Source organism: Sphingopyxis sp. GW821-FHT12C06, from assembly GCF_058807415.1.
Genome location: NZ_JBXAQR010000004.1, coordinates 340,725 through 357,811 on the forward strand (window position 1 = coordinate 340,725; position 17,087 = coordinate 357,811).

Annotated in this window: 18 protein-coding genes and 1 pseudogene; 14 read left to right on the forward strand and 5 right to left on the reverse strand. The window is 64.2% G+C overall.

The features are described from left to right. Nucleotides 1–51 precede the first annotated feature (51 nt). Nucleotides 52–1,692, reverse strand: a complete 1,641-nt coding sequence (locus AC1RRJ_RS13905; RefSeq protein WP_493123661.1) for a putative bifunctional diguanylate cyclase/phosphodiesterase — start codon at nucleotides 1,690–1,692, stop codon at nucleotides 52–54. Between the two features lie 247 nt (nucleotides 1,693–1,939). On the opposite strand from AC1RRJ_RS13905, the gene ffh reads away from it, so the two are divergent. The 4 genes and pseudogenes from ffh to AC1RRJ_RS13925 all read left to right on the forward strand — a co-directional run bounded on the left by ffh (nucleotide 1,940) and on the right by AC1RRJ_RS13925 (nucleotide 6,133). Then, nucleotides 1,940–3,394 carry a signal recognition particle protein gene (gene ffh / locus AC1RRJ_RS13910; protein ID WP_493123663.1) on the forward strand — a complete coding sequence of 485 codons (1,455 nt, stop codon included), beginning with the start codon at nucleotides 1,940–1,942 and terminating at the stop codon, nucleotides 3,392–3,394. Nucleotides 3,395–3,434: 40 nt separating this feature from the next. After that, nucleotides 3,435–3,884, forward strand: a pseudogene (gene rpsP / locus AC1RRJ_RS13915) (30S ribosomal protein S16); the annotation flags it as partial. A 191-nt stretch (nucleotides 3,885–4,075) separates the two neighbouring features. Beyond that, nucleotides 4,076–4,573 carry a ribosome maturation factor RimM gene (rimM, locus tag AC1RRJ_RS13920; RefSeq protein ID WP_493123665.1) on the forward strand — a complete coding sequence of 166 codons (498 nt, stop codon included), beginning with the start codon at nucleotides 4,076–4,078 and terminating at the stop codon, nucleotides 4,571–4,573. 42 nt (nucleotides 4,574–4,615) lie between these two features. After that, on the forward strand, nucleotides 4,616–6,133 hold the full coding sequence (locus AC1RRJ_RS13925) for a serine hydrolase domain-containing protein (RefSeq protein WP_493123667.1): 1,518 nt from the start codon (nucleotides 4,616–4,618) through the stop codon (nucleotides 6,131–6,133). 76 nt (nucleotides 6,134–6,209) lie between these two features. Here the strand turns inward: AC1RRJ_RS13925 and AC1RRJ_RS13930 are convergent, their stop codons facing one another. Continuing rightward, on the reverse strand, nucleotides 6,210–6,410 hold the full coding sequence (locus AC1RRJ_RS13930) for a hypothetical protein (protein ID WP_493123668.1): 201 nt from the start codon (nucleotides 6,408–6,410) through the stop codon (nucleotides 6,210–6,212). Nucleotides 6,411–6,511: 101 nt separating this feature from the next. On the opposite strand from AC1RRJ_RS13930, the gene AC1RRJ_RS13935 reads away from it, so the two are divergent. From AC1RRJ_RS13935 to AC1RRJ_RS13970, 8 genes are all read left to right on the forward strand, one after another. Beyond that, complete coding sequence (locus AC1RRJ_RS13935; RefSeq protein WP_493123669.1) at nucleotides 6,512–7,432, forward strand: LysR substrate-binding domain-containing protein; 921 nt, start codon at nucleotides 6,512–6,514, stop codon at nucleotides 7,430–7,432. Beyond that, nucleotides 7,429–8,166, forward strand: a complete 738-nt coding sequence (gene trmD, locus AC1RRJ_RS13940; RefSeq protein ID WP_493124143.1) for a tRNA (guanosine(37)-N1)-methyltransferase TrmD — start codon at nucleotides 7,429–7,431, stop codon at nucleotides 8,164–8,166. The genes AC1RRJ_RS13935 and trmD overlap by 4 nt, the downstream gene beginning before the upstream one ends. A 5-nt stretch (nucleotides 8,167–8,171) precedes the next feature. Continuing rightward, complete coding sequence (rplS, locus tag AC1RRJ_RS13945; protein WP_493123670.1) at nucleotides 8,172–8,552, forward strand: 50S ribosomal protein L19; 381 nt, start codon at nucleotides 8,172–8,174, stop codon at nucleotides 8,550–8,552. A 95-nt stretch (nucleotides 8,553–8,647) separates the two neighbouring features. Further along, nucleotides 8,648–9,256: a DUF1287 domain-containing protein gene (locus AC1RRJ_RS13950; protein WP_493123671.1), complete on the forward strand. Its 609-nt coding sequence runs from the start codon at nucleotides 8,648–8,650 to the stop codon at nucleotides 9,254–9,256. Nucleotides 9,257–9,299: 43 nt separating this feature from the next. Further along, complete coding sequence (locus AC1RRJ_RS13955) at nucleotides 9,300–10,325, forward strand: aspartate-semialdehyde dehydrogenase (RefSeq protein WP_493123672.1); 1,026 nt, start codon at nucleotides 9,300–9,302, stop codon at nucleotides 10,323–10,325. A 59-nt stretch (nucleotides 10,326–10,384) separates the two neighbouring features. Then, a complete protein-coding gene (locus tag AC1RRJ_RS13960) occupies nucleotides 10,385–11,164 on the forward strand; it encodes a dimethylarginine dimethylaminohydrolase family protein (RefSeq protein ID WP_493123673.1) in 780 nt (259 codons plus the stop codon). Between the two features lie 143 nt (nucleotides 11,165–11,307). Continuing rightward, nucleotides 11,308–11,928 carry a DUF2238 domain-containing protein gene (locus tag AC1RRJ_RS13965; protein ID WP_493123674.1) on the forward strand — a complete coding sequence of 207 codons (621 nt, stop codon included), beginning with the start codon at nucleotides 11,308–11,310 and terminating at the stop codon, nucleotides 11,926–11,928. Next, nucleotides 11,925–12,371, forward strand: a complete 447-nt coding sequence (locus AC1RRJ_RS13970; protein WP_493123675.1) for a GFA family protein — start codon at nucleotides 11,925–11,927, stop codon at nucleotides 12,369–12,371. Before AC1RRJ_RS13965 ends, AC1RRJ_RS13970 begins: the two co-directional genes overlap by 4 nt. Before the next feature lie 4 nt (nucleotides 12,372–12,375). On the opposite strand, the gene AC1RRJ_RS13975 is transcribed toward AC1RRJ_RS13970, so the two are convergent. From AC1RRJ_RS13975 to AC1RRJ_RS13985, 3 genes are read right to left on the reverse strand one after another with little or no spacing between them, the layout of a single operon-like run. Further along, nucleotides 12,376–13,965: a DHA2 family efflux MFS transporter permease subunit gene (locus AC1RRJ_RS13975; RefSeq protein ID WP_493123676.1), complete on the reverse strand. Its 1,590-nt coding sequence runs from the start codon at nucleotides 13,963–13,965 to the stop codon at nucleotides 12,376–12,378. 51 nt (nucleotides 13,966–14,016) lie between these two features. Continuing rightward, a complete protein-coding gene (locus AC1RRJ_RS13980) occupies nucleotides 14,017–15,123 on the reverse strand; it encodes an HlyD family secretion protein (protein WP_493123678.1) in 1,107 nt (368 codons plus the stop codon). Beyond that, nucleotides 15,120–15,560, reverse strand: a complete 441-nt coding sequence (locus tag AC1RRJ_RS13985) for a MarR family winged helix-turn-helix transcriptional regulator (protein WP_493123680.1) — start codon at nucleotides 15,558–15,560, stop codon at nucleotides 15,120–15,122. The genes AC1RRJ_RS13980 and AC1RRJ_RS13985 overlap by 4 nt, the downstream gene beginning before the upstream one ends. 132 nt (nucleotides 15,561–15,692) lie before the next feature. On the opposite strand from AC1RRJ_RS13985, the gene AC1RRJ_RS13990 reads away from it, so the two are divergent. After that, nucleotides 15,693–16,340 carry a 2-hydroxychromene-2-carboxylate isomerase gene (locus tag AC1RRJ_RS13990; protein WP_493123682.1) on the forward strand — a complete coding sequence of 216 codons (648 nt, stop codon included), beginning with the start codon at nucleotides 15,693–15,695 and terminating at the stop codon, nucleotides 16,338–16,340. Continuing rightward, complete coding sequence (locus AC1RRJ_RS13995) at nucleotides 16,337–17,086, forward strand: alpha/beta fold hydrolase (protein ID WP_493123684.1); 750 nt, start codon at nucleotides 16,337–16,339, stop codon at nucleotides 17,084–17,086. Before AC1RRJ_RS13990 ends, AC1RRJ_RS13995 begins: the two co-directional genes overlap by 4 nt. Nucleotide 17,087: the final 1 nt, after the last annotated feature.

Sequence of the window (17,087 nt, forward strand, 5' to 3'; positions counted from 1 at the left end):
GCCGCGCATGTAAGGGCGCAGGCCCGCGAAGTCTAGCGATGCGGGTGGCGGTCAGGCCGACTTGCGCAGCGGTTCGGTGTCGGGCGCCGGTGCGCCGCCCTCGGGCAGCAATGGTGCGCGCAGCAGGTCGCGATCGGCGAGCAGGCGCGCGGTGTCGGTCGCCGACATCGCGCGGCCATAGTGCCAGCCCTGGCCTTTGGCGCAGCCGAGCCGCGTCAGTTCGATCGCGGTCGCTTCATCCTCGACCCCCTCGGCGGTGATCGGCATCGACAGGCTTTCGCCGAGGCGGACGATGGCGACGACGATCGCCAGCGCGTCGGGGCTGCCGCGCATTGCCGCGACGAAGCTGCGATCGATCTTGATCCGGTCGAAGGGGAGCGCGCGCAGGTGCGACAGCGAACTGTAGCCGGTGCCGAAATCGTCGAGGCTGAGCGAGACGCCCTGATTTTTCAGGCTGGTGACGATCGAACGGACAAGCGGCAGATTTTCGAACAGTGAGCTTTCGGTGATCTCGACCTCGAGCTGGCTGGCCGGGAAGCCCGTTTCGACGAGCAATTTGGTCAGTTTCTGGCTGAACCAGGGGTCTTTCAGCTGCTGCGGCGAGATGTTGACCGCCAGCATGATCGACGGGTCCCAGGTCTTGGCGGCTTCCATCGCCTCCTTGATCACCTGCAATGACAATTCGCCGATCAGCCCGCTTTCCTCGGCGATCGGGATGAAGCGTTCGGGCGGGATCATCCCATATTCGGGTGATTCCCAGCGCATCAGCATTTCGAAGCCCACCAATCGCCCGCTGGCGATATCGACCTGCGGTTCGAAATGGGGGATGAATTCGCCGCGCGGCATGCCTTCGCGAATGCCGGTCTCGATCTGGTTGCGCACCTGTACCGCCATTTCCATCCCATGTTCGAACCAGCAGTAGCGGTTCCGTCCTTTGTCCTTGCAGTGATACATGGCGATGTCGGCCTGGCGGACCATCGTTTCCATCACCGCGCTCGCGTCGGTCGCCAGCGAAATGCCGAGCGACGCGCCGATACGAATCTGCTGCGCTTCATGCGCGACCGAATCCTCGAGCGCGGCGACAAGCTGCGTCGCGAGCGCGTCGATGTCGGGCCGTGCTGCGGGTTCGAACGGCAACATCGCGACAAATTCGTCGCCACCCAACCGTGCCATGGTCGCGCTGGGCGGCAGGATGGCGGAGATGCGCTCGGCCGCGACGTGCAGCACGCGGTCGCCTGCGGCGTGGCCGTGAATGTCGTTGACCGTCTTGAAATGGTCGAGGTCGAGCAGGAAGAGCGCGACGTGGCGCTTCTCGGCGACCGCGCCGGCGATCAGCCGCTGCCCTCTGGCAAGCAGCGCGCGACGATTGAGAAAGCCGGTCAGGGGGTCGGTGTCGGCCAGATAGCGGGCACGCTGTTCGGCCTCGGTGCGCTCGCGGATTTCGCGGTTCAGATCCTTGTAGCGGCGCCAGCCGAACAGGATCAGCGCGATGTTGAGGAGCAGCGCGGCCGAAAGTACCTTGTCGGGGCCGCCGCCGATGCCGATGAGCGTGCCGACCACGGCCTGCATAACCTTGCTGCCGGTGCCGACGAACAACAGAATCGCCGCAATGACGACTCCACCCGCGATGACATCGCGTTTGGCGCCCTCGCTGCGATCATATGGCTTCGGCTCGGTCGTCGCTGCTGACATAAGTATTTCCCCACACTCGCGTGCCTTTTGGACGCGAAGCGATGAAATTTGCGTTAAGCAGAGGGCCGCTGGCACACCTTGCCTTTGCGTGCGCTTTTGTGTAGGGAGCCGGCGTCCGGGCACATATTGCGTCCGGGCATATCGACTCCGCGACGGAAAAACTCTGTCCACGGATAACGCTGGTTGGCGAGGTTTCGCTCACCGGCGTCTTTTGCGTTGCGAGGCGAGGAAGGGATTTGAAGGCGCCATGTTCGACAGTCTGAGCACCCGCCTGGGCGATGTTTTCGGGAAGCTCCGCGGCCGCGGCGCGCTGACCGAGGCTGACGTGCGCGCTGCGATGCGCGAGGTCCGAATCGCGCTGCTCGAGGCCGACGTCGCGCTGCCCGTCGTGCGCAGCTTCGTCGATCAGGTCACCGAACTTGCGATCGGCCACAATGTCCTGCGCTCGGTTACCCCGGGGCAGCAGGTGGTCAAGATCGTCAGCGACGCGCTGACCGAAATGCTCGGCTCCGAAACCGCCGAGCTCGATCTGAACGTCGCGCCCCCCGCCGTCATCATGATGGTCGGTCTCCAGGGCTCGGGCAAGACCACCACCACCGCGAAGATCGCGAAGCGGCTCAAGGAAAAAGAGCGCAAGAAGGTGCTGATGGCGTCGCTCGACGTCAATCGCCCCGCCGCGCAGGAACAGCTCGCCGTCCTCGGCGCGCAGATCGACGTCGCGACGCTGCCGATCGTTGCGGGGCAGCAGCCGGTCGAAATTGCACAGCGCGCTATGCAGGCGGCCAAGCTTCAGGGCTATGATGTCCTGATGCTCGACACCGCCGGTCGCCTCCACGTCGACCAGCAGTTGATGGACGAGATGCAGGCGGTGTCCCGGACCGCCAATCCGGCCGAAACCCTGCTCGTCGTCGACAGTCTGACCGGGCAGGACGCGGTGCAGGTCGCGCAGCGCTTCACCGATCAGGTCCCGCTGACCGGCGTTGTCCTCACCCGCATGGATGGCGACGCGCGCGGAGGTGCCGCGCTGTCGATGCGCGCGGTCACCGGCAAGCCGATCAAGTTCGCGGGCACGGGCGAAAAGCTCGACGGGCTCGAGCTCTTCCAGCCGTCGCGCATCGCGGGCCGCATCCTCGGTATGGGCGACGTCGTCAGCCTCGTCGAACGTGCCGCCGAAACGATCCAGGCTGAAGAGGCCGAGGCGATGGCGGCGAAGATGGCGAAGGGCCTCTTCGACCTCAACGATCTGCGCACCCAGCTCAATCAGATGCGCCGCATGGGCGGCCTCGGCGCGCTGGCGGGGATGATCCCCGGCATGAAAAAGGCGCAGGTCGCGATGGCGCAGGGCGGTGCCGACGACAAGATGCTCATCCATTTCGACGCGATCATGGGGTCGATGACTCCCAAAGAGCGCGCGAAGCCCGAAATTCTGACCGCGAAGCGCAAGATCCGCATCGCCAATGGTTCGGGCACGACGGTGCAACAGGTCAACCGGGTGCTGAAGATGCATCAGGAAATGGCCGGCGCGATGAAGAAGATCCGCAAAATGGGCGGGCTCAAGGGGCTCGGCGCGCTGTTCGGCAAGGGCGGCGGCATTCCCGGAATGGGCGGCGGCGGTGCCGGCGGCCTTGGCGGGCTTCCCGGCCTTGGTGGTGGTGGAGGAATTCCTCCCGAACTCGCCAGCCTGATGAATAAAAAGAAATAATTCGACCAAATACTAAATTTCAAACCTGAAGGACAATATCATGGCTACCTCTATTCGCCTTTCGCGCGGCGGCTCCAAGAAGCGCCCTTACTACAAGATCGTCGTTGCCGATTCGCGCGCTCCGCGTGACGGCCGCTTCATTGAGCGTATCGGCAGCTACAACCCGCTGCTCGCCAAGGATAATCCCGAGCGCATCAAGCTCGACGCGGACCGTGCGAAGCATTGGCTGAGCGTCGGCGCGCAGCCGAGCGACCGCGTCGCCCGCTTCCTCGACGCCGCTGGTGTCAAGGAACGCGCCGTGCGCAACAACCCGAACAAGGCAGTCCCGGGCGAAAAGGCCAAGGAACGCGCTGAAGAAAAGGCGCAGAAGATTGCTGACGCGGCAGAAGCTGCAGCCGCTGCTGCTGCGGCTCCGGCGCCGGAACCCGAAGTTGTTGCTGAAGAAGCACCTGCCGCTGAAGAAGCTGCTGCTCCTGAGGCCGCTGAATCGGACGCAACCGGTTCGGTGAAGAGCGAAGAAACCACCGAAGCCGTTGCCGAAGCGGTGGCTGACGAAGTTCCGGCCGAAGCAACCCCTGCCGACGCGACCGCAATCGCCGAGGAAGTTGCCGAAGGCGGCCCCGTTGCTGAAGAAGCTCCGGCGGCTGAAGCTGGCGAAGAAAAGGCCGAGGGCTAAGCGCCTTGGCCCTCGCATCGCGCCCCGTCACTCTGGCTGCCATTGCTGGCGCGCACGGGGTGCGGGGCGAGGTGCGTCTCAAATTATTCGGTGAAGGCGCGGAGTCTCTCCGCGCCTTTTCCACATTCGACGCGGGCGACCGGCGCTTGACGTTGAAATCGGTGCGCCCGGCGAATCAGGGCGCCGTCGCGACCTTCGCCGAAGTCACCGACCGCAGCGCCGCCGAGGCGCTTCGCGGCACTCTGCTGACCGTCCCGCGTTCGGCGCTGCCGCCGCTCGGCGAGGGCGAATATTATCACCACGATTTGCTCGGCCTTGCTTGCGTCTCGACCGATGGCGAAGCGGTGGGCGAGGTCGTCGCGATCGACAATTTCGGCGCTGGCGACATCCTCGAAATTCAGCGACCCAACGGCAAGCGTTTCATGGTGCCGATGAATGCCAGCGCCGTTCCCGAATGGGGCGAGCAGGTGGTGATCAACGCCGCCTTTGTTGCCGAGGCCTGACCGCGCTGATAGCGTCGCCCCCTGTCGTCACAGGGGAATGATATGCGCTGGAAATCGGGATTGGCCTTTGCATTGGTGCTCGCGGCACCGCTTCCGGCCTTGGCGCAGGATGGCGCGCCGAAGACCCTCGACCAACTCACCCCCGAAATTGATGCGCTGTTCGCGAAATATCAGGCCGACGCGCATGTGCCAGGCATGGTCTATGGCGTCGTCAAGGACGGCAAGCTCGCTTATGTGAAGGGGGGCGGCGTTCAAGACCTGACCGCTAAACGTCCGGTCACCGCCGACAGCCTGTTCCGCATCGCCTCGATGACCAAGGCCTTCACCGCGCTGTCGATCCTGAACCTGCGCGACGAGGGCAGGCTGCGCCTCGACGATCTTGCCGAACAATATGTTCCCGAGATGAAGGGCTGGACCTATCCGACCAGGGACAGTCCGCGCATACGGGTCCGCGATCTTCTCCAGCATGTCGGCGGTCTCGTTACCGACGATCCGTGGGGCGACCGGCAACAGGTGCTGCCGCAAGAGGATTTTACGCGGATGATCGCGGCGGGCGTGCCGTTCAGCCGCGTGCCCCAGAGCCAGCATGAATATTCGAACTTCGGCTATGCGCTGCTCGGCCGGATCGTCGCCAACGCATCGGGCATGGCCTACACCGCCTATGTTCAAAAGAGGATCCTGACCCCGCTCGGCATGACGAGCAGCGGCTTTGATGCGCCGAACGCGCCCAAGGCGCGCTACGCGCTCGGCTATCGCTGGGAGAATGAGCGTTGGTCGGCAGAGCCCGAGATGATCGACGGCGCGTTCAACAGCATGGGCGGGTTGCAGGTAAGCGCCAACGACTATGCCAAATGGGTCGCCTTCCTGCTCTCGGCGTGGCCGCCGCGCGACGATGTCGACAATGGCCCGGTCAAGCGCGCGACAGTGCGCGAAATGGCGCAGGGGCTCAATTTCGTGGCGGTGGCGAACCGCATCGGCGCCAGCGGCGCGACCGCGTGCAAGCAAGCCGCCGCCTATGGCATGGGCTGGCGTGTCGCACAGGATTGCGACCTTGGTCTGACGCTCGCGCATGGCGGTGGCTATCCGGGATACGGCAGCCATGTGATGCTGATGCCCGACCATGGCGTCGGGGTGTTTGCGCTGGCGAACCGCACCTATGCTGGCCCGTCGGCGCCGGCATGGGATGCGGCGGTTGCGATGGACAGGGCCGGGTTGCTCGATGCACGCGCCATGCCGGTGTCGCCTGCGGTTTCGGAGTTGTTCGCGGTGGCAAGGGAGGCTTATGCGGCGGGCAACCTTGGCGCGCTCAGGGGCAAGCTCGCGATGAACTTCCTGCTCGACCGCTCGGCCGAAAACTGGGCAGCGGAGTTTGCGAAGCTGAAGGCCGAAGTGGGCGCGTGCCCGAATGCCGAACCGCTTGCGCTGACGGGTGCGATGTCGACTTCCTTCCGCCTCGATTGCGAGAAGGGCAAGCTCGACGGGGTGCTGCTGCTCGCACCGACGACGCCCGCCACGATCCAGGCGCTACGGCTCCGCGTCGTGCCGCCCGAAACGCCTTAGCGTTTACGGGGTGAAGCCTTTGCGGGGGACGGCTTCACCCCGTTTTCGCCCTGGACCTTGGGGGGGCAGGGTATCTTTATCGCGCCCGCCGGGGCGCCACGCCGCAGCGCGCCGCGACGCGGGTGAAGGCGCTGTCCTCGCCCGGGGCGCTCGGCACTGCGATCCATTCGCCGAGGTGCCGGAAGGGGGTCGCGAGCCATTTGAGCCCGCGGGTGATGTCGGCGCTGAAATGGTCATGACCTTCATTCCAGGCGCGCATGAACTGCTCGTCTTTCATCGTTCATCTCCTTTCGCTTGATGAGGAGAATATGCCTGTCCATGCGCTGCGCTGCCAACAAAAGCCGTAGACCATATTATAAGCCTGACTTATAAGGTCGTATGGCCAGACTCCCGCCCCTTGCCGCCGTACGAACCTTTGAAGCCGCCGGTCGACTGCAGAATTTCTCGCGCGCAGCCGAGGAGCTGGGGCTGACGCAGGCGGCGGTCAGTTATCAGATTCGCCAATTGGAGGATCGGCTCGGCCGCGCGCTCTTCGTGCGCGAAAAGGGCCGCGTTCGGCTATCCGAAACCGGACAGCGTCTGCTTCCCGCGATCAGCAACGCCTTTGCCTCGATGGGCGATGCTTTCGCCGCGCTCGGCAGCGACGAGGCCGATGTGCTGACGATCAGCGCGATGACGACCTTTGGCGGCACCTGGCTCAGCGCGCGCATAGGCGGCTTCCAGCTTGCCTATCCTGACCTTGCCGTGCGCATGTTGCTGAACAACGAACTGGTCGATTTCGACGCCACCAACGTCGACGTCGCGATCCGCGTGGGCCGCGGGTTCTGGCCCGGCCTGCGCACCGACTTTCTCTACCGCAGCCATATCACACCGATCTGCGCGCCCGCGTTTCTGGAGGTGAACCGCATCGAGGCGCCCGCCGACCTGCTCCGTGTCGACCGGCTGGCGCCCAACGACCCTTGGTGGGCGGGCTGGTTCGCCGCCGCGGGCGTTGGCACCGTCCCGCCGCAACAACGCCGCGGCATCGAACTCGATAGCCAGCTACAGGAGGCGAGCGCAGTGCAGAACGGATACGGCATTGCGCTGATGACGCCGTTGCTCTGGCGGGCCGAGCTCGATGCCGGGCGACTGGTTCAGCCCTTCGAGACGCTCTACCAGCCGGGGACGGCGCACTATCTCGTCCACCGCGAGAACCGCGTCGGGGTGCGCAAGATCGAGCGCTTCCGCGAATGGTTGCACGCCGAAATGGAGAAGGATCGCCACTTGCTCCCCGAGGCGCTATGGACGCCGCTGCCATGACCTTCACCGCCGTCCCGCTCACCCTTTACCCCGACATGTTCCCTGGTCCGCTGGGGCACAGCATGGCGGGCCGTGCGCTCGAAAGCGGGACATGGGCCTGCGCGCCGGTGCAGATTCGCGACTTTGCGACCGACAGGCACCGCACCGTTGACGATACACCTGCTGGCGGCGGCGCAGGGATGGTGCTGAAGGCCGATGTGCTGGCGAGCGCGATCGATCATGCCTCCGCGGCGAATCCCGACCTGCCGATCCTCGCGATGACGCCGCGCGGCACGCCGGTCACGCAGGCCCGCGTACGCGATCTTTCTGCCGGTCCTGGCGCGATCATCCTGTGCGGGCGCTTCGAGGGATTCGACGAACGCATTTTCGAGGCGCGCGATATCGAACAGGTCTCGATGGGCGACATCATCCTGTCGGGCGGCGAGATGGGGGCGCTGTTGCTGCTCGACGCTTGCATTCGCTTGCTTCCCGGCGTAATGGGCGCGGCTTCTAGCGGTGACGACGAATCGTTCGAAAACGGTTTGCTCGAATATCCGCACTATACCCGGCCCGCTATGTGGGAAGGGCGCACGATCCCCGAAGTGCTGCGATCGGGGGATCATGCGAAGATCGCAGCCTGGCGGAAACAACAGGCGGAAGATCATACACGGTTACGCAGGCCGGACCTTTGGGAGCGTCATATCGATGCTCGGGCCCGACCTGCCTCTGGCGCGCGGCGAAAAGAAAAGGACTAGAGGACATGAACCTCATCCAGACGATCGAAGCCGAAGAAATCGCCAAGGCTGGCAAGACGATCCCGACGTTCCGTCCCGGCGATACGCTGAAGGTCGGCGTGAAGGTCGTTGAAGGCGAACGCACCCGCGTGCAGAATTTCGAAGGCGTGTGCATCGCACGTTCGAACAAGGGCATGGGCTCCAACTTCACCGTGCGCAAAATGTCGTTCGGCGAAGGTGTCGAGCGCGTTTTTCCGCTTTACTCGCCAAACATCGATTCGATTACCGTCGTCCGTAAGGGCGCTGTCCGTCGTGCGAAGCTTTACTATCTGCGTGGACGCACTGGTAAATCGGCACGTATTGCGGAGCGCCGCGACAACCGGTCGGAAGCCAAGAGCGAAGGCTAAGGAGAGCTACTCTCCCCCAAAGCCGAAACAGCTTTCCAAAACGACCGGTTCCGCCAACAGGCAGAGCCGGTCGTTTTTTATGGGCAAAGCAAATCATGCAGCAGCGAGTGCCATTTCAGCCGACACGGCGCGCCTTCATTGGCGCCGCGCTGGCGTTTGGCATGTCGGGCACGGCGATGGCTGCGACCGACGCGCAGCGACTGGTCGCGGCGGCGCGGCGGCAGGTCGGTGTCACGCGAGCCTATGATCCTGCTTATAGTGTGCTGTCCTTTCCGGGCGGCGACGTCGACCGCGCCAAGGGCGTGTGCACCGATGTCCTGATCCGCGCCTATCGCGATGCGATGGGCGCCGACCTTCAGGCCCTTGTAAATGCCGACATGCGCGCCAACTTCGGGGCCTATCCGAAAAACTGGGGGCTGCGCCGCCCCGACCGCAATATCGACCACCGGCGCGTGCCCAATCTCGCGGCCTACTGGAAGCGTCAGGGCGCGGCGCTGGCCGTCACAACCGATGCCGCCGACTGGCGCCCGGGCGATGTTTTTACCTCGCTGGTTGGCGGGCGCCTCCCGCACACCGGCATCGTGTCCGACCGCAAAAGTGCCGCGGGCGTGCCGCTCGTCATCCACAATATCGGGGCGGGAGCGCGCGAAGAGGATGCGCTGTTCGACCACAGGCTGACCGGCCATTTTCGCTGGAAGGTCTGATCTTCGTTTTTCAATCACGGTTTCTACGCTGAGGAGTGAGTAAATGGGTTATCGTATCGTTGTCGCCGGGGCCACGGGCAATGTCGGGCGCGAAGTGCTCGCCATTCTCGCCGAGCGCGAATTCCCGATCGACGAACTGGCGGTTGTCGCCTCGTCGCGCAGCCAGGGACTTGATATCGAAATCGGTGACACCGGCCGCACCGCCAAATGCCAGAATATCGATAATTTCGACTGGGCTGGCTGGGACATGGCGATTTTCGCGATCGGCAGCGAAGCGACTGCGATCCACGCGCCGAAGGCTGCTGCTGCGGGCTGCGTCGTGATCGACAACTCGTCGCTCTATCGCATGGACCCCGACGTGCCGCTGATCGTGCCCGAGGTGAACCCCGACGCGATCGACGGCTATACGAAGCGCAACATCATCGCCAATCCGAACTGCTCGACCGCGCAGATGGTCGTCGCGTTGAAGCCGCTCCACGATGCCGCCAAGATCACGCGCGTTGTCGTCTCAACCTATCAGTCGGTTTCGGGCGCGGGCAAGGCGGGCATGGACGAGCTGTGGAACCAGACGCGCCAGATTTTCGTCGGCGACGAAAAGGATGTCCAGAAGTTCACCAAGCAGATCGCCTTCAACGTCATCCCGCACATCGACAGCTTCCTCGACGATGGTTCGACCAAGGAAGAGTGGAAGATGGTCGTCGAGACCAAGAAGATCCTCGATCCGAAGATCAAGGTCACCGCGACCTGCGTCCGCGTCCCCGTCTTTGTCGGCCATTCGGAAGCGATCAACATCGAGATGGAGCGTGAATTGTCGGCCGAGGATGCGCAGCGCATCCTGCGCGAAGCTCCCGGCGTCGTCCTCCACGACAAGCGCGAAGATGGCGGTTACATCACCCCCGTCGAATGCGTGGGTGACTTCGCGACCTTCGTCAGCCGCGTCCGCGAGGACCCGACGGTCGAAAATGGCCTGAACCTGTGGTGCGTCAGCGATAATCTGCGCAAGGGCGCGGCGCTAAACGCAGTGCAGATCGCCGAACTGCTCGGCCGCCGCCACCTGAAGAAGGGCTGAGCCCGAACCTCACTCCGTTCGCATCTCGACTTCGGGATGCGAACGGGTAGGGATGGGGCATGACCAGCCCCTGCGCCTTCACCCACGCGCTCTGCCGCGCGCCCGCGCCTTCTGCGGTCAAGGGCATCCGCGCCGATGGCGGCCCTGATCCCGATTTTACCGGCCTCGTCGCCGAGCATGCCGCCTATGTCGCGGCGCTGCGCGATCTCGGCCTGACGGTCGACGTCCTGCCGCCGCTCGATGACTTTCCCGACGCGCTGTTCACCGAAGATGTCGCGCTGACTTTTCCCGAGGGCGCGATCCTGCTCCGCCCCGGCGCGCCGACGCGGGCGGGCGAGGTTGCGCATATTCGAGCTCCCCTCGCGGAGCTTCACCCGCGCCTCCTCGAAATGGCTGGTCCCGGCTATGCCGACGGCGGCGACGTGCTGCGCCTCGCCGATCGCGTGATCATTGGCCTCTCGGCTCGCACCGATCGCACCGGCGCCGAAGAACTCGCGGAGCTGCTCGGCACGCTCGGTATCCGTGCCGAGATCGCCGAAACCCCGCCCGGCGTACTTCACTTCAAGACCGGCTGCGGGCTGATCGACGATCGCACGATCCTCGCCGTCCCTGCGCTTGCGGCCTGTCCCGAATTTGCGGGGCTGGAGGTGGTGACAACGCCGCCCGGCGAAGAGGGGGCCGCCAATCTTCTGCGTATCCGCGACACGGTGCTTGTCGGCGACCGCTGGCGCGCGACGCATGCGCTGCTTGGCGCGCGCGGCGTCGCGGTTCGCCCGCTGCCCACCGATCAGATCGCGCATATCGACGCGGGGTTGTCGTGCATGTCGCTGCGCTGGTGACGCTTCGAAAATCGCTGTCCTACAATATTCCGCTGGGCTAGCGCTTCCGGCATGATGCGGTCATATTTCTCACGCCCTTTTTGTGCATTTCAGAATGAAGTTGCGCAGTTTTCCGACGTTTTGTCCGGAACGGGTTTCGATTGATGAAGGCTGTGCCGGTGCGTCCCGAAGTGCAGAAGCGCCTGACGGGCCTGCTCCTCATATTGCTGCTGCTCGCGCAGATCGAGCAGCCCTATCCCGAGGTCGCGTTGCTCCAGCATCTGCCGACGATGCTGCTGATCGTCGCTTCGCCCTGGCTGCTGCGCCGCTGGCCGCTGTCGACCGCGTCGGTCGCGTGCATCGTCGCTTTCATGGCGCTCCACACGCTGGGCGGGCGCTATGCCTACAGCAATGTCCCCTATGACGACTGGGCGCGGGCGCTGACCGGGACGAGCGTGTCCGACCTCTTCGGTTGGAGCCGCAACCATTATGACCGGCTCGTCCATTTTGCCTTTGGTGCGCTGTCGGTGATCCCGGTCGCCGAGGTCGTGCGGCGCTGGGGCGGGCTCGGTAGTCGCGGTGCGGCGCTGGCGGTGCTCGGCTGGGTGCTCGCCATATCGGCGCTGTACGAGATCTTCGAATGGCTGCTGACCATTGCCGCGGCGGGCGAGACCGCCGACCGCTATAACGGGCAACAGGGCGATATCTGGGATGCGCAAAAGGATATGGCGCTCGCGACATTGGGTGCCATAATGGCGATGGTTCTGACACGGAGGCGATCATGATCACCGGTGGCTGCCGCTGCGGGCAATTGCGCTATCGCTTCGAGCAGGACGGGCCGCTGCTCAACTATTGCTGCCACTGCCTCGATTGCCAGAAATCGACCGCGAGTGCCTTCGCCGACCAGATTATCGCGTCGACCGATGCGCTGACGCTCGAGGGACGGAGCGTGAGTTATTCGACTCAGCGTCCATCTGGCGGCATCACGACCAACCAGCATTGCCCCGAATGTTTCAGCCGCGTGTGCAATGCGAACACCGTCTACCCCGAAATGACGATCGTGCGCGCGGGCACGCTTGACGATCCGTCGGAGCTTGAGCCTTTTGCGCATATCTGGGTGAAGCGGAAGCGCCGCTGGATCGTGATTGCGGACGGCGTGCCGACATTCGACGAAAGCCCCGATCCGATGGAGTTCATGCGTTTCGTGATGGAGCGCCGGTCGCGCTGAGCCGTCAATGCCCCATGTCGGCCGCCGACGCCGGTGCCGCACCGGGTTTGGGCGGCCTGAGCAAAATCACCAGTGGTACCGATGCCAGCGTGACCCACATCATCACCCAGAAATTGTCGAGATAGGCGATCATGGCCGCCTGCCTGTTGATCTCGGCATTGACCATCGCCATCAGCACGTCGCCCGCGACACCGAAGCGGTCGGCGGTCGACGGGTCGATCAGACTGAACGAACTGTTGGTGATATGCGACACCAGATCCTGATGGCTTGTCTGGGTGTTCGACCCGAGCAGGGTCGTGACGATCGAAATGCCGACCGAGGCACCGATGCTGCGGAACAGGTTGAGCAGGCTCGACCCGTCGGTGCGATATTGGGGGGGGATGGTGGCGAAGGCCAGGGTGTTGAGCGGGATGAAGATCAGTCCCATGCCGATGCCTTGCACCAGCCCGCTGATGACCACCGGTTTCATCCCCATTTCGAGCGACCAGTGGCTCATCTGCCAGAGCGAATAGGATGCGATGACAAGGCCAGAGCCGACCAGCCAGCGGGCATCGATCTTGCCCAGCAGCCGCCCGGCGATCGCCATGCTGAGCAGGATGCCGACACCGCGCACCGCAAGCACCCAGCCCGTGTCGATCACCGGCCAACCGAACAGGCGTTGCAGCATCGGCGGCAGCAGCGCCATCGATGCGAACATCACGACGCCGATGACGATCATGAATCCCATCGCGGTGACGAGGTTGCGGTCCGCCAGCATCGTGCGGCTGAACAGCGGTGCGCGCGCGGTGAACATGTGGATGATGAACATCCACAGGCAGGACACGGCGACGCCAAGCTCGATCCAGATTTCGATGCTCTGGAACCAATCCTCGTGTGCGCCGCGGTCGAGCATCAGCTGGAGCGCGGCGAGCCCGAGCGCCAGCATCGAAAATCCGAAAAGGTCGAACTTGCGGTTTTTGGTTCCGGTCGCGGGAAGCAGCGCCCACATCATGGCCAACGTGAAGATGCCAACCGGCAGATTGACGTAGAAGACCCAGCGCCAATTGACCGATTCGGTCAGCCAGCCGCCGAAGATGGGGCCAAGGATCGGGCCGATCATGATGCCCATGCCCCAGATCGACATGGCGCGGGCCTGGCGTTCGGGCGGATTGATGTCGAGCATCACCGACTGGCTGAGCGGGCCGATGAAGGCCGCACAGATGCCCTGAAGGAACCGGAACGCGACCATCGCTTCGAGCGAGCGCGCCGCGCCGCACGCCATCGAGGCGATAATGAAGCCGAAAACAGCGGCGAGGAACAAGTGGCGACGGCCGACGCGGTCGGCGAGCCAGCCGGTTATCGGCATCGCGACCGCGCTGGCGATGATATAGCTGGTCAGTACCCAGTTCACCGTCTCGCTCGTCGCGCCGAGCGAGGATTGCATGTGCGGGATGGCGACGTTGGCGATCGTGGTGTCGAGGATCTGCATCACCGACGCGCCCATCACCGCCACGGTCAGCAGACCGCGATGGCGGACCTGCTGGTACAAAGGGATGCTGTCATCGATCGCGAGAGCTTTGGTGCGCGATCGACGGGGAAGGGCGCTGCTTGCCATGGCTAGCGCTTCCCGGCCTGCGCCCGGGGGTGGGTGATACCCGGCATCCGCTTATTTCGTAAAGATTGTGACGTCGGCCGACAGGCCGGCAATCATGTCACGCGCAGGCTTTTCGTCAAAAGCGACGCGTACCGGCACGCGCTGCGTCACCTTGACCCAGTTGCCGGTGGCATTTTGCGCTGGCAGCACTGAAAACTCGCTGCCCGTACCGGCGCCGATCGTCAGCACATGGCCGCGTATCTTGAGCCCCGGATAGGCGTCGAAGCGGATTTCGGCGCGTTGGCCGACGCGCATCTCGGCCAGGTCGGTTTCCTTGAAATTGGCCTCGACCCACGGATGTCCGGTATCGACCAGCGTGACCGCGGGCAGGCCCGCAGCCATCATCTGGCCGAGTTGCAGCCGGTCCGACTGCGCGACCCGCCCGGCGCTGGGCGCGCGGACTTCGGTGCGCCCCAGATTGACCTCGGCCTGCGATCGCTGGACGCGCGCCGCTTCGACCTGCGGATTGATCCCGCTCGAGGGGCCGGCTGCGAGCTTGGTCCGCGCTTCCGCCGCCGCGGCCTCGGTCTGACGGACGCGCTCACGCGCCTGCATCACCGCGTGGCGCGACGCGTCATAGGCGGCCTTGGTGGTGAATCCCTTCTCCATCAGCGCAGCCTGGCGTTCGAAATTGACCTGGGCAAAGGCGACATCTTCGCGTGCCGCCGCGATGTCGACCGTAGATGTTGCGGCGCTCGCCGACAAATTGCCGACCTCGACCTGAGCCGCGTCGATCGCCGCCGTCGCCTGCGCGACGGTCAGGGCATAGGGCTCGCCGTCGATACGGAAGAGGAGTTGCCCGGCTGCGACCTGCTGGCCATCGCGGACCGCGACCTCGGTAATCCGTCCGTTGACTTCGGCGGCGACCGATACCTTGTCCATCTGAACATAGGCATTGTCGGTTGAAACCGACCCGCCGCTGGTCAGCCAGTACCAGCCGCCCGCTGCGACGAGTGCCAGCGGAACGCCGAACATCAGCAGGCGTGTGCGCCACTTGGGTGCGTCCTTGTCCTTCGTCCCGGGTTCGGTGCGTACAGGCACGGGGTCGGGTCGGGCGATTGTCGCGGGCTCCGGTTGTGCATCGGCCTTGGGGCGGGTGGGGGCGACAGGGTCGGTCATTGATCTTCTTTCACGCACTCGCGGCGGGACAGGTTGGAACGGACGCGCTCGACGAGCGCGACCAACTGATTGTGCTCCGCCTCGCTCAACCCCTCGACGGCTTCGTCGGTGAGCGTTTCGGCGATCTGGCGAACGCCATTCAGCAATTCGCCTGAGCGTGACGTCAGATGGAGGCGCCATGCACGGCGGTCGGCCGGATCGGCGCGGCGTTCGACCAGCCCGGCCTCGGCCAACCGGTCGATCATTCGCGACAGGGTGATTGGCTCGACCTCGATCAATTCTGCGAGCGGGCCCTGGCGAATACCCTCGTGACGGCGGAGATAGGTGATCAGCCGCCATTGCAGCGCGGTGACGCCGCTGTCGCGGGTGCGCGCGTTGAAGGCGCGTCGGTACAGGCGCGCGGTATCATTGAGCAGGAAGCCGATCGTTTCACTCATGGCATGCGTTATAATAGCAACTGCTACTATGTTCAATTCGAAATTTGCTGCACCTGCGAAATGATTCGACATGGTGCCAATCTCCCTGACGAAGCTTGCACTGCCACCCAGGTTTTTGGCATGGGCAGTGTCATGAGTCTCTCCGCCGACCTTTTCTGGTCCTTTCGCTCGCCCTATTCCTATCTTGCGATTGGCCGCTATCGCGCGCTGGCGGCGAGCCATGACGTGTCAATCAACCTGCGTCCGGTGTATCCGCTGGCGATCCGCCAGCCTGATTTCTTCGAACGCAATCACCCCAACTGGCTGAGCCATACGATGCGCGACATGATCCGCGTGGCACAGTTCCACGGCATTCCTTTTGGTCCGCCGCGGCCCGACCCGATCGTCCAGAATGTGATGACGCGCGAAATTGCGGCCGAACAGCCCTATATTTATCGCCTCACCCGGCTGGGTCAGGCGGCATCGCGTCGCGGCAAGGGTTTGGCATTTGCGCATGAGGTCGGGCAGTTGATCTGGGGCGGGGCGCAGGACTGGCATCTGGGCGACCATCTCGCGGATGCGGCGCGCCGCGCGGGGCTCGAACTTGCCGAACTCGACGCCGAGGCGCTAAGCGACGCCGCGACGCTCGATACCGAGGTCGCCGCGAACCAGGTTGCGCTCGAAATCGCGGGCCATTGGGGGGTGCCGACCTTGGTGTTCGAGGGCGAACCCTTTTTCGGACAGGACCGGATCGAGATGGCGAAGTGGCGCATGGAACAAAAGGGTCTGAGGCCGCGATGAGCGACGTGCAATTTTTCGAGGCACGCGACGGCGTCCGCCTTGCTTGGCGCGAACGGGGTGAAGGGCGGCCATTGCTGTTGCTCCACGGCCTGTTCTCGAGCGCCGAGGTCAACTGGATCAAATTCGGCACCGCGGCGCGGATCGCGGCCGAGGGCTATCGCGTGATCATGCCCGACCTGCGTATCCATGGCGACAGTGAGGCGCCGCATGAGGAGGAATTTTATCCCCCCGACGTACTGGTCCGGGATCTGGAGGATCTCATCACGCATTTGGGGCTGACCGATTTCGATCTCGGCGGCTTTTCGCTCGGCGCGCGGACAAGCGTGCGCGCTGTTGTAGCAGGGGTGAAGCCGCGGCGGTTGATCCTCGGCGGCATGGGGTTGGCGGGGCTTGCCGGCTGGGCGAAGCGCGGGCAATTTTTCAAACGTGTCATCGCAGAATATGAAAGCGCGAAGCGCGGGGACGATACCTGGCTTTCGATCCAGTTTATGAAGACCATGAAGGTCGATCGCATCGCGGCGGGGCATTTGCTCGACAGCTTCACCGATACGCCGCCCGAAGCATTGGCCGCGCTGACCATGCCGGTGCTCGTCGTGTGCGGCGAGCAGGATCAGGACAATGGATCGGCGCCCGAACTGGTCGCGGCGCTCGCCGATGCACGGCTCGCGACGATCCCCGGCACGCATATGTCGAGCGTCACCCAGCCCGAATTGGGCGAAGCGATTGCGGCCTTTCTGACCGCTTGAC